Below are 14,278 nucleotides of genomic sequence, written 5' to 3'. Positions count from 1 at the left end.
GAGACCATGGTACTTCCGACGCAGGCCGCCTTCGGGCTGGCCGCCACCAATCTGATGCAATCGACTCTCGACAGTATCGAGGAGCGTCGCAAGCAGGATGAGGAAAAGGCAACCGGAACCAAAAAGGATCCGGTCGCCGAGGCGCGCATGAGCGCCAGCACGGAAGCCAAGCGGTCCGAGGGCAAGATTGCCGAGGCGCTGTTCAGCATCAACAACGTCGACCCCAACGAATTGAAGATGCAGCTGACCGAACGGCTGGCCGCGAAGCTTGGCATCGACCTGGAAGAGGAACGGTCGAACTACTCGCTCGGCAAGGCCATCGAGGAGGCCGTCAAGAACCTCGATCGCACGCAGATCTTGGAGCTCGAGAAAGACCTCGGGCTCAAGGACGCCGGCGTGACGCTCGATACGGTGATCGCCGCAATCATGAACCCCTACGGCGACGACAATGCCCGTCTGATGGAAGGCTTGACCAAGGTCGCCAATGGCGGCAAGGCGGGCTTCGACGTGGCTCGCGTCATTCAGCGTCTCGAAGACGTGGCTGACCCGAAGACGCTGGAAGAGCTGAAGCTCGGCCCGCAGGGCTACGATCCCACCCGCGTCGAGGACGCCGAGACCCGCGCGGAACGCCGGGACGACATTCAGGCTCTGGAGGCTTCCGAAAAGCTCGAAGACGTCCAGGAGATGCAGGACGCGGTCAAGGAGAGCAACGACAAGGCGGTCGAGGGTGCGACGCCCGGCGAACCGTCTGCCGCCGAGACTGCCGAGACTGACGTGATCCTGCTTCTCGGCGCAACCGTCGAGCAGGCCAGGGATACCGAACCCGTCACCGGGGATACAGCAGCGGTCGAGCCTGACGATGCTCCAGCATCCGGCGATGTCGCACCCGTCGAGGGAGAAGCAACCACCGAGATGAACGCCGAGGCCATGGAAGAGATGGCGGCCGAGGCGCTGACGGAGGCGCAGACGCCGATCCTGGTCATTTCCGTCGACGACATCGGGCTCTACGAGCTGCTCAAGCAGAAGCTGGCCGCCTGACGCCAGGGTTGGCGGCGGGGCCCCTGCCCGAACACCTCATCTCCATTGCTTCCGAATTAGAAGTCGCCTTAGTGGTTTGTTAACCTCTATCGGGCAATCCTAATCAATCATTCGGCATTTGTGACGCCATGAGGCGTCGCGGTCGCAGCGGGAAACGCTGTGAAACTCCAAAACCGCTGTAGCCGGACTGTCTTGCCAACGCGAAGACATGGAGCAGGTCATGCTGCCGCCCCTCGGCGCCGTTTTGAGCGCTTCCGTCGATTACCAGACAGCCGCCCGGACGGCCGTTCCGGCGCAGATCGCTCTGGGCACCGCCGGCAGCAACCCGTCGCTTCCGCTGCCGACGAACCTCTTGAGCGGCGGGCGGATCGACATCCTTTCGCTGTCGGGTCAATTGCAGCTGGCCCAGGGTCTGTCCATCTTCGCCGAAGCTGTCGGCGGCTATCTGAAGATCAGCCGGCGGGAAGGCGAAAGCCTGGTCGATTATGCCCACCGGCTGGCGGAAGCCCTGAAGTCGCTGACGGCCTCGCAGCGGGCGGTGCTCGAACAGAGCCTCGCCCAGCTCGTTCGCGGGATCACCCTGCGGATGTTGACGGACATCCTCAACAACCCGCTCGGCGCCGAGGCCTCCCGACTCAATGCCTACCTCGAGACGGCGCAATTGACGGGTCGTGATCCGGCTGCGCGCGCCGTCGTCAGCTCCTATCGCCAGAATGCAGCCGCCGATCCGGTGACGGCACCCGCCACGGCGTCACCCTCAGGAGCACCCGTCGCGGCGGATGCGGGACAACACGGGACGGGCAGGACAGGCAATACTCTCGCGCCCACAGCGGCTGGTCCTCTTCCAGAGGCAGCCGGAGGCCGGTCGATTGCTTTGCAGGCCCACGTGCAGGATGCAGCGGCCCTTGCGGCAGGGGATGCCGGCGAGCCGTCGGTCCTGGCGCATGCTGCGGACGAAGCCACAACAGGGCGTGCACCGGCAGGGACGGCGCCCCGATCGGATGGCTTTGCGCAAGCCCAGGATGCCGCCAAGCCTCCCGCACAGCCGAGCAGCCTGTCGTCCCTGGAACCCATGGCAGACGATGCCGTGGAGGCTCTTGCAAAAGCGGCGAACTCCGAGGCACGCGGCGCGGCGAAGCCTGATGCAACCATGGCGGCCGATCCATCATCCGGAACCGTCGGCGCGCGGGCTGCGGCCATGGCCGGTCTCGGAGGCGCCGCCGTGATCTACGACGCCACCGCCCTGATCCGCATGGCGCAGCGACTTCCGGATGAGGCCGGCAACAGGTTCGTGCAGGAGGTTCTCTACCAGACCGCCCATGCAGCGGACCCTGTCGTGGCCGAGGCTCCCCTGGCGGCGGATGACGGCCCGGGCAGTCTCGTAGCTGCCCTTATTGCCGCCGAGACGGAAAACGCCTTGCCCGCGGTTCTGCGGACCGATGCAATGCGAACGGCAGCGGGTCTCGATGGGCTGCAAGCGGCGCGGGCCTCCATGGGCGGCGGCGCGGATGACCTTCTTCCCCCGCCCCCGGCAGCGGCCGGCGAAGCGGGCAAGCTATCCCCTGCTGCCCAACTGCCGTTCGAAGCCGCGGCCTTTGTTGCGGCAGCGCCGATGGTGGCCCGCGAGGGGCTGGCCCAGGCGTTTGTCGCCTATCCGCAGGTGCAACCGCCGCCAAAGGAAGAGGAGCGGGACGTGGAACGGGTTTCGGCCATCGATGAAGATGGCGGAAACCGGCCTTCGCAACAGGATGCCCAGGGAGACGATCAGGGGGCCGAGGACGACGAGGCGTCTGGCAGCGGCGAAGGGGATGCGGCCGGCGGGGACCATGACGGCCACGCCGACCATGCCGAAGATCTCTACTGGCGCATGGCCGATCTGACCTGAATCTTAAAATCGCGCATGAAAAAGGCCGCCGGATGGATCATCCGGCGGCCTTCGATTGTCAGCAACAGCGATTAGTCGTTGCTGCGGTTCTTCAGCGCTGCACCGAGGATGTCGCCGAGCGATGCGCCAGAGTCGGACGAACCGAACTGAGCGACGGCTTCCTTCTCTTCTGCGATCTCGAGAGCCTTGATCGACAGCATGACCTTGCGATCCTTCTTGGAGAAGTTCGTGACGCGGGCGTCAAAAACCTGACCAACCGAGAAACGCTCCGGACGCTGATCGTCGCGATCGCGTGCCAGGTCGTTGCGGCGGATGAAGGAGGTGATGTCGTCGTGGTTGACGAGCTTCACTTCGAGGCCACCGTCGTTGACGGCCGTGACTTCGCACGAGACGACAGCGTTCTTGCGCAGTTCGCCCGAAGCTGCAGCGTCGCCGAGAGCATCCTTGCCAAGCTGCTTGATGCCGAGCGAGATGCGTTCCTTTTCGACGTCCACATCGAGAACGACGGCCTTGACCATGTCGCCCTTGTTGTATTCCTCGATGACCTGTTCGCCCGGACGGTTCCAGTCGAGGTCGGAGAGGTGGACCATGCCGTCGACGTCGCCTTCGAGGCCGATGAACAGGCCGAACTCGGTCTTGTTCTTGACTTCGCCTTCGACTTCAGTGCCGGCCGGATGGCTGAAGGCAAATGCCTGCCACGGGTTCTCGAGGGTCTGCTTGAGACCGAGCGAGATACGGCGCTTGGACGGATCGACTTCGAGAACGACAACGTCGACGTCCTGCGTAGTCGACAGGATCTTGCCGGGGTGTACGTTCTTCTTGGTCCAGGACATTTCCGAGATGTGGATCAGGCCTTCGATGCCCGGCTCCAGCTCGACGAATGCACCGTAGTCGGTGATGTTCGTGACGGTACCGGAGATCTTCTTGCCGATCGGGTACTTGGCCGAGATGCCATCCCACGGATCCGACTCGAGCTGCTTCATGCCGAGCGAGATGCGGTGGGTTTCCTGGTTGATGCGGATGATCTGAACCTTGACCGACTGGCCGATGGACAGGATTTCCGACGGGTGGTTGACGCGGCGCCAGGCCATGTCGGTGACGTGCAGCAGACCATCGATACCGCCGAGGTCGACGAACGCACCGTAATCGGTGATGTTCTTGACGACGCCGTCGACAACCTGTCCTTCTTCGAGGTTCTGAACGATTTCAGAACGCTGCTCGGCACGGGACTCTTCGAGAACCGTACGGCGCGAAACGACGATGTTGCCGCGGCGCTTGTCCATCTTGAGGATTTCGAAGGGCTGCGGGTTGTGCATCAGCGGGGTCACGTCGCGGATCGGACGGATGTCGACCTGCGAACGCGGAAGGAAGGCAACGGCGCCATCCAGATCGACGGTGAAGCCACCCTTGACCTGGTTGAAGATAACGCCTTCGACGCGCTCGCCGGCTTCGAACTTGACTTCGAGCTTGACCCAGCTTTCCTCGCGGCGAGCCTTCTCGCGCGACAGAACAGCTTCGCCCAGCGCGTTTTCGATGCGCTCGACATAGACTTCGACTTCGTCGCCGACGTTGAGCAGGCCGTCCTTGCCCTTGGCGCCGAATTCCTTCAGCGGCACGCGGCCTTCGACCTTGAGGCCGACATCGATGACGGCCATGTCCTTCTCGATGGCGGTGACGATGCCCTTCGTGACATAGCCTTCGGCCAGATCCGTATGACCAAAGGACTCTTCGAGAAGGGCTGCGAAGTCATCCCGCGTTGGGTTAGATAGTGACATGAAATCTCCTGAGAGTGCCCTTGCGGACACGCATGCGCCGGTGGTTCGTGTTAAAGATGCTCGAAGCCAAGCCCGCCTCATCTTTGGAGGCTATCCGGCGCTAGGACTGGCTTACGAGATAGGATGACGCCCGGACAGAACCGGAAGGCCATCAAGCTTTCTTCAGGGCAGCGTCGATGATGGTCTTCGCGCCTTGAAACGCGGCCTCTATACTCATTTCCGAGGTATCTAGCAAGTGTGCATCGGCCGCGGGCTTGAGGGGGCTGTCGGCACGGCCCATGTCGCGCTCGTCGCGCTTGCGGACGTCGGCGAAAATGGCGTCGAAATCCGCCGGCTTGCCGTCGGCGACGATCTCGTCGAAGCGCCGTCTCGCCCGCACCTCGGGAGAGGCGGTGACATAGAGTTTCACCGGCGAGGACGGACAGACCACGGTGCCGATATCGCGCCCGTCGAGCACGGTGCCCGGCTCGCGCTTCGAGAACGCCTGCTGCGCCTCCACCAGGGCGCGCCGCACCGCGGGCATGACGGCGATCCGGGAGGCGGCCTCGCCGATCTCGTGGCGCGACAGCACGGAGCGGTCGAGCCCGCCAAGATCGACCGCGCGCGCCATCTTCTCGGCCACGTCCTCGTCGTCAAGCGGCAGGCCGGCGTCGAGCAGCGCCTTGGCCGTGGCCCGGTAGGTGAGGCCGGTATCCAGATGCTGGAAACCGTAGGTCTCGGCAATCCGTCGCGACAGGGTGCCCTTTCCCGCCGCGGCGGGGCCGTCGATGGCGATGACGAAGCCCATCAGGCCGCCCTGCTCTCGACGGCCTCGATCCTGGCGCCGAGGCCGGCCATCAGGTCCATGAATTCGGGGAAGCTGGTGGCGATGATGCCGGCGTCGTCGACCGTCACCGGATGCTCCGACACCAGGCCGAGCACCAGGAAGCTCATGGCGATGCGGTGATCGAGATGGGTGGCGACCGCCTCTCCCGCCGCATTGCCGTAGCCCTTGCCGCCGGGGCGGCCGCGGACGGTGAGCGTATCCTCGCCCTCGTCGCAATCGACGCCGTTCAGCTTCAACCCCTCGGCGGTGGCCGACAGCCGGTCGGATTCCTTGACGCGCAGTTCCTCGACGCCGAGCATGGTCGTCGTGCCTTCCGCAAAGGCGGCGGCGACGGCCAGCACAGGATATTCGTCGATCATCGACGGCGCCCGTTCGGCCGGAACGGTGACGCCTTTCAATTGCGAATGGCGAACCCGCAGGTCGGCCACGTCCTCGCCGCCGGCAAGCCGCGGGTTCAGCACCTCGATATCGGCGCCCATCTCCTGCAGCGTCAGGATCAGGCCCGTGCGGGTCGGGTTCATCAGCACGTTCTCGATCGTCACCTCCGAGCCCGGCACCAGAAGAGCCGCAACCAGCGGGAAGGCCGTCGACGACGGATCGCCCGGCACGTCGATCACCTGCCCCGTCAGTTTTCCGCGACCCTGGAGCCGGATGGTGCGCACGCCGTCGGCATCCGTCTCCACCGTCAGGTCGGCGCCAAAACCCTGCAGCATCTTTTCCGTGTGGTCGCGGGTCATCACCGGCTCGATCACCGTCGTGATGCCCGGCGTGTTGAGGCCGGCGAGCAGCACGGCGGATTTCACCTGGGCCGAGGCCATGGGCACCCGGTAGGTGATCGGGTTCGGCGTTGCCGGCCCGCGCAGCGTCACCGGCAGCCGGTCGCCTTCGGCGGCCGTGACCTGCACGCCCATTTCGCGCAGCGGCGCGAGCACGCGGCCCATCGGGCGCTTGGAGAGCGAGGCATCGCCGATGAAGGTGGAGTCGAAATCATAGACGCCGACGAGGCCCATGGTCAGGCGGCAGCCGGTGCCGGCATTGCCGAAATCGAGCGGCGCCTCGGGCGCCAGCAGCGCGCCGTTGCCGGTGCCCTGGATGATCCATTCGGCGCCGATCTTCTCGATCTTCGCGCCCATGGCCTGCATGGCCTTGCCGGTGTTGATGACGTCCTCGCCTTCCAGAAGACCGGTGATGCGGGTTTCGCCGGAGGCCAGCCCCCCGAACATGAAGGAGCGGTGCGAGATCGACTTGTCGCCCGGAATGCGGACGGTGCCCTTCAGATCGGCGGATTTCAGCGAGCGGGCCGGCTTCAACGCAACACCATGCGACATGGCTTGTCCTTCTGTCTCTTGTCCTGAATTTGCGGGCGTGGTTATCATAAAGGTGCAAGCCGGTCATCCAGCTAATTTCGCCCTTGGCGCAAACGGGCAAGTTTACCTTTGACAGGAAAGGGCGCAGGCCTTAAGGGGACCGGCTAGTTTTCATTACCCGTTGACAGCCGCTCCGGCGGCAAGCCGACCTTGATCGGCAAGACTCACGAGGCTTTCACAGTGGCAAAAGCGGAACTCGGCACCAAGCGCACCGACCCCGATAACGGCAAGAAGTTCTACGACCTCAACCGCAACCCGGTTGTCTCTCCCTATTCCGGCAAATCCTGGCCGCTCTCCTTCTTCGAGGAGAACACGGCTCAGAAGAAGATGGAACAGGCCGAGGAGGAGGAGGTCCAGGAAGTCGACACCGAGAACCCGGAAGTCGAGCTGACGACCACCGACGACAGCGACGATTCCAGCGGCGACGACCTGCCGGACATGGGCGACGACGACGTCGAGATCGAAGGCGATGACGACGACGACGACACCTTCCTGGAAGCGGACGAAGACGACGACAACGACGATGTGAGCGGCATCATCGGCGTGACCGGCGACGACGACGAAGTCTGATCCGTCAATTCAGTGCCCGGCGGACGATAAAATTCGCCGGGCCTTCAAATATGGCTTGCACTCTCCCCAAACCGGAAGTATCAAGCCGCCACTCCGGGCGAAACGCTTGGAGTTTCCCAGGACCGGAACGATTTCCCGGACCACCCTGATGGGGCTATAGCTCAGCTGGGAGAGCGCTTGCATGGCATGCAAGAGGTCAGCGGTTCGATCCCGCTTAGCTCCACCAAATTTTCCAAACATATTTCTGTTACTCGAAGGTGCGTTCCGGTTTCCAGATGGGAACGACGTCTGGAATTGACGCAATCCACGTAACCCAAAATACATTTTGGTTTGACGTAAGTCGCACTACGTAGATATTGATTGAACCTGCAACGTACAGGACACACCTCACCATGAGAGAAGACGCCCCAGCACTAGGGATCGGCTTTTATTCCGCCGGCGAAGCTGCCCGTTTGCTGGATACCCCTGTCCGTAACATCAGACGCTGGCTTGGCGGGTATAACTACCGCCACAAAGGCGAAATTTTCCACGTTAAGCCGCTGTGGACTCCACAGTTGCCGGCTTACGACGACCATATCGAGCTTGGTTTTCGCGACCTAATTGAACTTAGATTCGTCCAGGAGTTCATTAAGGCCGGTTTGGGCCTAAAAACTATCCGCCACTGCTTGGCATATGCCAAAGAGTGCGTGAACGATGACCACCCGTTTTCCACTCGCAGATTTCAGACCGATGGCAAAACAATCTTTCTCGAAAGTGCTACCGCATCCGGAGGTGAAACACTCCTGGATCTTAAGCAAAAGCAGTACACGATTAAGGCGATCATTGAGCGAACATTTAAAGACCTTGACGTGGAGAACGATGCGGTAACCCGGTGGCGCCCTTACAAAGGGAAATCTTCCATAATCATCGACCCTTCGTTGGTATTCGGTCAGCCGACAACCGCCATATATAATGTCCCGACGATCGCGCTGGCTCAGGCAGTAACGGCAGAGGGGTCTGACAAGGCAGTCTCCCTACTGTATGAGGTACCGTTGTCGGTTGTCCGAGATGCTGTTGCATTTGAGGAAATGCTGGCTGCGTGAAGGTCCTTTTCGATCACAACCTGTCACCGAGAATTGCAAGAGCAATTCAAGCTCTGACGGTGAGTGAGCATGAGGTCGTAGCTCTGAAAGATAGATTCCCAGTCAATATCAAGGATGTTGACCTTATAGCAGAACTCAGTCGGCAAGGTGGGTGGATTCTTATTTCAGGTGACAGGCGCATAACCCGAAACCGCGCTGAAAAAGCTGCCTTTCAGTCTTCGAAGATAATTGGAATGTTCTTGTCGTCCGGGCTCTACAAGGCGCCGGTAATGAAACAAGCAGAACGACTTATTTCGCTTTGGCCAACCATAGAAACCGTTTCCAAAAATGTCTCTGGTGGCTCAATGTTTGAATTGCCAATGAAGTCAAGCAAGCTTTCCCCACTGAAGTAATGCGGCTGGTGCAACCTCCTGCACTCAACTTCTAAATCCCCCCAGCATTGACATCCGCCCCCATTCCCGCTGAATACCCGCATGATCACTGGCGCCGCCCATCACCCACGCCGCCTGCTGGCAGCGCTTGTCCCTCTCCTTCTGGCGGCAACCCTGTCGGGCTGTGCCGGGCGTCCCGAGGGCGTGCTGGTGCCGACCGCTTCCGCCGCCGCGCCGGGGGCGCAGGTGGATATCCTGGTGGCCACCACGCGGCAGCCGTCGAAGGATCCCGGCATCCTGTTCTCCGGCGAGCGCGGCCGCGGCCTCGAAGCCACCGACATTGCCGTTTCCATCCCGCCCGCAGCCAGCCGCGAGGTGGGCGAAGTGCAGTGGCCGAAGCGGCTGCCGGCTGATCCCGCCAAGGAATTCGCCACCGTCCGCGTCGCGCCGGTGAAGGGCGAGGCCGAAGCGGGCCGGTGGCTGTCGCAGCACCTGCCGCCCAGCAAGCGCGTCTTCGTCTTCGTGCACGGCTTCAACAACCGCTACGAGGAGGCCGTCTACCGCTTCGCGCAGATCGTCCATGATTCCGGCACCGAGGCCGCGCCCGTACTCTTCACCTGGCCGTCGCGGGCCTCGATCTTCGACTACAATTACGACAAGGAGAGCGCCAACTACTCCCGCGACGGGCTGGAAGACGTGCTGGACCAGATCGCCGACAATCCGCAGGTCGAGGACATCGTGATCATGGCCCATTCGATGGGCTCCTGGCTGACGGTGGAGGCGCTGCGGCAGATGGCGATCCGCGACGGGCGCGTGGCGCCGAAGATCCGCAACGTCATCCTCGCCTCGCCCGACCTCGACGTCGACGTCTTCAGCCAGCAGCTCGACACCATCGGCAAGCCGGGCCCGAACTTCACGCTGTTCGTCTCGCGCGACGACCGGGCGCTGCAGCTGTCGCGGCGCATCTCCGGCAGCATCGACCGGCTGGGCCAGGTCGATCCGACGGTGGAGCCCTATCGGACCGAGTTCGAAAAGGCCGGGATCACGGTACTCGACCTCACCGCGCTGAAGAGCGGCGACCCGCTGAACCACGGCAAGTTTGCCCAAAGCCCGCAGGTGGTGCAGCTGATCGGCTCGCGGCTCCTGGCCGGCCAGGAGATCACCACCTCGGACGTGGCGCTCGGCGACCGGCTCGGCGCCATTGCGCTCGGCACCGCGCAGACGGTCGGCGGCGTGGCGAGCGCCACGGTCAGCGCACCGATCGCGGTCTTCGATCCCAACACGCGGCGGACCTACGGCGAACAGCTGAACCGGGTCGGCCGCTCGCTGGAAAACACCATCGTCTCCACCGTCGCGAACTGACGCCCCGGCCTAACGGCCGGCAATCACCCTGCCGTTGTCGTCGAAGCGGTGCAGGCTGGCCATGTCCGGCGTCGCGAAAACGATGTCATCGGCTGCATAGGGGTGCTCGCCGAAGAGCCGCACCGTCAGCAGCCCGGTCTTCTCCGTCTCGATATAGACGATGGTGTCGGCGCCCAGGTGCTCGACATGCTCGACCCTGCCCTGCCAGGTGCCGCCGTCGCGCGACAGCGCGATGTGCTCCGGACGGATGCCGACCGTCTTCGCACCCGCCTCGCCGAGACGTCCCGCCTCGATCAAATTCATCTGCGGCGAGCCTATGAAGCCCGCGACGAAGAGATTGGCCGGCCGGTTGTAGAGCTCCATCGGTGAACCGATCTGCTCGATGGCGCCGGCGTTCAGCACGACGATCTTGTCGGCGAGCGTCATCGCCTCGACCTGGTCGTGGGTGACGTAGATCATCGTCGCCTTGAGGCGCCGGTGGAGGGCGGCGATCTCCAGCCGCGTCTGCACGCGCAGCGCCGCGTCGAGGTTGGACAGCGGCTCGTCGAACAGGAAAAGTTTCGGCTCGCGCACGATGGCGCGGCCGATCGCGACGCGCTGGCGCTGGCCGCCGGAAAGTTCGGCCGGGCGGCGGGCGAGATAGGGATCGAGCGACAGCATGCCGGAGGCCTTGGCGACCCGCGCCTCGATGACACTCTTTTCCTCGCCCGCCTGCTTCAGGCCAAGGCCCATGTTGTCCTTCACCGTCAGATGCGGGTAGAGCGCGTAGGACTGGAACACCATGGCGATGCCGCGCTTGGCGGGCGGCGTGTTGACGACCTCGGCGCCGTCGATCCGGACGCTGCCGGAGGTGGCATCCTCCAGCCCCGCGATCACTCGCAGCAGCGTCGACTTTCCGCAGCCGGAGGGACCGACGAAGATCACGAACTCGCCGTCCTTTACGTCGAGATCGATCCCCTTCAGCACCTCATGGGTGCCGAAGGCCTTGCGGATGGAGGTCAGTTGCAGCGAACCCAAGGGCGTCTTCCTTCAAACTGTGACCGGCTTACAGGATGACCGGCGCGCCGGTGCGCACGCTCTGATCCGCCGCCAGGCAGATGCGCAGCGACTGGACGGCATCATCCATGTGGCGGTCGAGATCGATATCCTCGCGGATGGCTTTGAGCACATAGGCCTGCTCCAGGTCGCAGAGGTCCTGGTGCCCCGGCTCGCCGGCCATGGCGAGATCCTCGTCCGGGCGCAGGAATTTTCCCTCCGGGCCGGTCTCGGCGGAATGGACGCGGATCACCGAGGTCTTGGTGTGGGTGTCGATGTCGTCGGACTTGGCGTTCGGATCCATGACAATCGAGACGGCGCCCTTCGGCGACATCACATCCTTCACGAAGAAGGCGGTCTCGGAGATCATCGGGCCCCAGCCGGCCTCGTACCAGCCGACCGAGCCGTCGTCGAACATCACCTGCAGGTGGCCGTAGTTGTACATGTCGGGCGCCACCTCGTCGGAGAGCCGCAGGCCCATGCCGCGCACCTGCACCGGCTTGGCGTCGGTGATCTGGCACATGACGTCGACATAGTGGACGCCGCAATCGACGATCGGCGAAGTCGTCTGCATCAGCGCCTTGTGGGTTTCCCAGGTTGGGCCCGAGGACTGCTGGTTGAGGTTCATGCGGAAGACGTAAGGCGGCCCAAGCTTGCGGGCCTCCTCGATCAGTCGCATCCAGGACGGGTGATGGCGCAGGATGTAGCCGATCACCAGCTTGCGCCCGGCCGCCTTCGCAGCGGCCACCACGCGCTCGGCATCGGCCACCGTGGTGGCCAGCGGCTTCTCGACAAAGACATGGCAGCCGGCCTCGAAGGCCATGACGGCATAATCGGCATGGCTGTCGGAATAGGTGCAGATCGAGCAGAGATCGGGCTTCAGCGCCGCCAGCGCCTCCGGGAAGGAGGGATGGATCATGTAGCCCCGCAGCTCCTCCGGCAGCGTCACCTCGGACCGATTGACGAGGCCGACGATCTGAAAGCCCGGATCATTGTGGTAGGCGAGCGCATGGCTGCGGCCCATGTTGCCGAGGCCGGCGACGAGGACGCGGACGGGTTTGTCTGAAGAACTCACTTCACTGCTCCGGAGGTAATGCCGCGGATCAGCTGCCGCGAGAAGATGACGTAGAGAACGAGTACCGGCAGGATCGCCAGCGACAGCGCCGAAAGCACCGCGTTCCAGTTGGTGACATACTGGCCGATGAACATCTGGGCGCCGAGCGTGATCGTCTTCGTCGCCTCGCCCGGCGCCAGGATCAGCGGGAACCAGAGGTCGTTCCAGATCGGGATCATGGTGAAGACGGCAACCGTTGCCATGGCCGGGCGGACCAGCGGCAGCACCAGGCGGAAGAAGATCGCGTATTCGGACAGCCCGTCGATGCGCCCGGCGCTCTTCAGGTCGTCGGAGACGGTGCGCATGAACTCCGAGAGGATGAAGATCGCGAGCGGCAGGCCCTGCGCCGTATAGACGAGGACCAGCGCGGTCAGCGTGTTGACAAGCCCTGTTGCCACCATGCCCTGCAGGATGGCGACCGTGCCGAGGCGGATCGGGATCATGATGCCGAGCGCCAGATAGAGCCCCATCAGCATGTTGCCGCGGAAGCGGTATTCGGAGAGCGCGAAGGCCGCCATGGCGCCGAAGAGCAGCACGAGCGCGATGGAGACCACCGTGACGATCATGCTGTTCTGGAAATAGCCGAGGAAATCACCCTGGCTGAGAACCGTCTCATAGCCGATCAGACTGAAGGTCTTGGGCGTCGGCAGCGCCATGGGGTCGCGGAAGATCGCATTGCGGCTCTTCAGCGAGTTGACCAGCGTCAGGAACACCGGAAAGAGCGCGATCAGCGTGTAGCTGATCAATGCCAGATGGATCAGGCTGCTGCGGATCGGCGAGGAGCGGGCTTTCGACATCGGCGGCTCCTTTTAGAACTGGTAGCGGCGGATGCGCCGCTGGATGACGAAGAGATAGAGCGAGACGCCGGCGAGGATGATCAGGAACATGACGGTGGCGATCGTCGCTCCCATCGGCCGGTTGCCCATCTGGTTCTGGAAGCCGAAGAAGGTGCGGTAGAGCAGCGTGCCGAGGATGTCGGTCGCGCCATCGGGTCCGCCGAGCGCGCCCTGCACCGTGTAGATCAGGTCGAAGGCGTTGAAATTGCCGACGAAGGTGAGCACCGAAATGATGCCGATCGAGGGCAGGATCAGCGGCAGCTTGATCTTCCAGAACTGGCCCCAGCCGGTGATGCCGTCGATTTCCGCCGCCTCCAGCACTTCATCCGGGATGTTGAGGAGCGCTGCATAGATCAGCATCATCGGAATGCCGACATACTGCCAGACGGAGATCAGCGAGACGGTGATCAGCGCGCTTTCCGGCTTGCCGAGCCAGGGGCCGAACAGGGATTTCAGGCCGACGAGATCCATCAGGCCGGGCGCGATGCCCCAGATCGGCGAGAGAATGAGCTTCCAGATGAAGCCGACGATGACGAAGGACAGCAGCGTCGGCACGAAGATGGCGCTGCGGTAGAAGGCGGCAAACCGCAGGCCCGGCAGCGACAGCATGGCGGCGAGCGCAATCCCGATCGGGTTCTGCACGGCCATGTGGATGAGGAAGAAGATCGTGTTGTTCCAGAGCGCGTTCCAGAAATCGGCGGCGAGCCGCGGATCGCCGAACAGCCGCTGGAAGTTGGCAAGCCCGACGAAGGCCATGGTGCCGTCAACCACGTTGAAGAGCGACAGCCGCAGCGTCTCGACGAGAGGCAGGATCATCACCGCCGTGTAGACGAGGAAGGCCGGTGCCAGAAACACCGCGATATGCCAGCGCACGGGGCGCTTTGGCGGAGCGATCAAAGGATCGGCTGTATCGATGTCGCTCATGGGCGGGTTCCGGATAAGTCGGTCTGATGGATAAAAGCTGCCCCTCACCCTAGCCCTCTCCCCGCAGGCGGGGAGAGGGGACGCTCGAGATTG

Annotated in this window: 13 protein-coding genes and 1 tRNA gene; 7 read left to right on the top strand and 7 right to left on the bottom strand. The window is 63.3% G+C overall.

Features of this window, described 5'->3' with window-relative positions:
• The first annotated feature begins 6 nt into the window (after nucleotides 1-6).
• The gene (locus EO99_RS0112570) at nucleotides 7-1,038 is read left to right on the top strand and encodes a hypothetical protein (protein WP_051679825.1); all 1,032 of its coding nucleotides are present in this window, start codon (nucleotides 7-9) and stop codon (nucleotides 1,036-1,038) included.
• A 220-nt stretch (nucleotides 1,039-1,258) separates the two neighbouring features.
• Nucleotides 1,259-2,923, top strand: a complete 1,665-nt coding sequence (locus EO99_RS26280; RefSeq protein WP_156034761.1) for a hypothetical protein — start codon at nucleotides 1,259-1,261, stop codon at nucleotides 2,921-2,923.
• Between the two features lie 71 nt (nucleotides 2,924-2,994).
• On the opposite strand, the gene rpsA is transcribed toward EO99_RS26280, so the two are convergent.
• From rpsA to aroA, 3 genes are all read right to left on the bottom strand, one after another.
• On the bottom strand, nucleotides 2,995-4,698 hold the full coding sequence (rpsA, locus tag EO99_RS0112560; protein WP_029618991.1) for a 30S ribosomal protein S1: 1,704 nt from the start codon (nucleotides 4,696-4,698) through the stop codon (nucleotides 2,995-2,997).
• A 151-nt stretch (nucleotides 4,699-4,849) separates the two neighbouring features.
• On the bottom strand, nucleotides 4,850-5,485 hold the full coding sequence (gene cmk, locus EO99_RS0112555) for a (d)CMP kinase (protein ID WP_029618990.1): 636 nt from the start codon (nucleotides 5,483-5,485) through the stop codon (nucleotides 4,850-4,852).
• A complete protein-coding gene (gene aroA / locus EO99_RS0112550; RefSeq protein WP_029618989.1) occupies nucleotides 5,485-6,852 on the bottom strand; it encodes a 3-phosphoshikimate 1-carboxyvinyltransferase in 1,368 nt (455 codons plus the stop codon). Before aroA ends, cmk begins: the two co-directional genes overlap by 1 nt.
• Before the next feature lie 219 nt (nucleotides 6,853-7,071).
• On the opposite strand from aroA, the gene EO99_RS0112545 reads away from it, so the two are divergent.
• The 5 genes from EO99_RS0112545 (at nucleotide 7,072) to EO99_RS0112530 (ending at nucleotide 10,276) form a co-directional block, all read left to right on the top strand.
• Nucleotides 7,072-7,461, top strand: coding sequence for a TIGR02300 family protein (locus EO99_RS0112545; protein ID WP_029618988.1), 390 nt, complete (start codon nucleotides 7,072-7,074; stop codon nucleotides 7,459-7,461).
• Nucleotides 7,462-7,611: 150 nt separating this feature from the next.
• Nucleotides 7,612-7,687: transfer RNA gene (locus tag EO99_RS0112540), tRNA-Ala, on the top strand.
• A gap of 166 nt (nucleotides 7,688-7,853) precedes the next feature.
• Nucleotides 7,854-8,543 carry a MerR family transcriptional regulator gene (locus EO99_RS0112535; protein ID WP_029618987.1) on the top strand — a complete coding sequence of 230 codons (690 nt, stop codon included), beginning with the start codon at nucleotides 7,854-7,856 and terminating at the stop codon, nucleotides 8,541-8,543.
• Nucleotides 8,540-8,935, top strand: coding sequence for a PIN-like domain-containing protein (locus tag EO99_RS26635; RefSeq protein ID WP_077067065.1), 396 nt, complete (start codon nucleotides 8,540-8,542; stop codon nucleotides 8,933-8,935). Before EO99_RS0112535 ends, EO99_RS26635 begins: the two co-directional genes overlap by 4 nt.
• Before the next feature lie 81 nt (nucleotides 8,936-9,016).
• Nucleotides 9,017-10,276 (top strand): alpha/beta hydrolase, encoded by a 1,260-nt coding sequence (locus EO99_RS0112530; RefSeq protein ID WP_029618986.1) that lies wholly within the window; start codon nucleotides 9,017-9,019, stop codon nucleotides 10,274-10,276.
• A 9-nt stretch (nucleotides 10,277-10,285) separates the two neighbouring features.
• Here the strand turns inward: EO99_RS0112530 and EO99_RS0112525 are convergent, their stop codons facing one another.
• Genes EO99_RS0112525 through EO99_RS0112510 form a run of 4 tightly spaced genes read right to left on the bottom strand, consistent with a single transcriptional unit; the run spans nucleotide 10,286 to nucleotide 14,185 of the window.
• Nucleotides 10,286-11,293, bottom strand: a complete 1,008-nt coding sequence (locus tag EO99_RS0112525) for an ABC transporter ATP-binding protein (protein WP_029618985.1) — start codon at nucleotides 11,291-11,293, stop codon at nucleotides 10,286-10,288.
• A gap of 28 nt (nucleotides 11,294-11,321) precedes the next feature.
• Entirely contained in the window at nucleotides 11,322-12,386 is a 1,065-nt protein-coding gene (locus EO99_RS0112520; RefSeq protein ID WP_029618984.1) for a Gfo/Idh/MocA family protein, read from the bottom strand.
• A complete protein-coding gene (locus tag EO99_RS0112515; protein WP_029618983.1) occupies nucleotides 12,383-13,222 on the bottom strand; it encodes a carbohydrate ABC transporter permease in 840 nt (279 codons plus the stop codon). Before EO99_RS0112515 ends, EO99_RS0112520 begins: the two co-directional genes overlap by 4 nt.
• A 12-nt stretch (nucleotides 13,223-13,234) precedes the next feature.
• Nucleotides 13,235-14,185 carry a carbohydrate ABC transporter permease gene (locus EO99_RS0112510; RefSeq protein WP_037111770.1) on the bottom strand — a complete coding sequence of 317 codons (951 nt, stop codon included), beginning with the start codon at nucleotides 14,183-14,185 and terminating at the stop codon, nucleotides 13,235-13,237.
• Between the last annotated feature and the right edge of the window lie 93 nt (nucleotides 14,186-14,278).

Origin of the sequence: Pseudorhizobium marinum (assembly GCF_000705355.1) — a bacterium.
Taxonomy (GTDB): Bacteria; Pseudomonadota; Alphaproteobacteria; order Rhizobiales; family Rhizobiaceae; genus Neorhizobium; species Neorhizobium pelagicum.
Note: the sequence above shows the minus strand (reverse complement) of the source record. Positions and strands in the feature narration are given on the sequence as shown.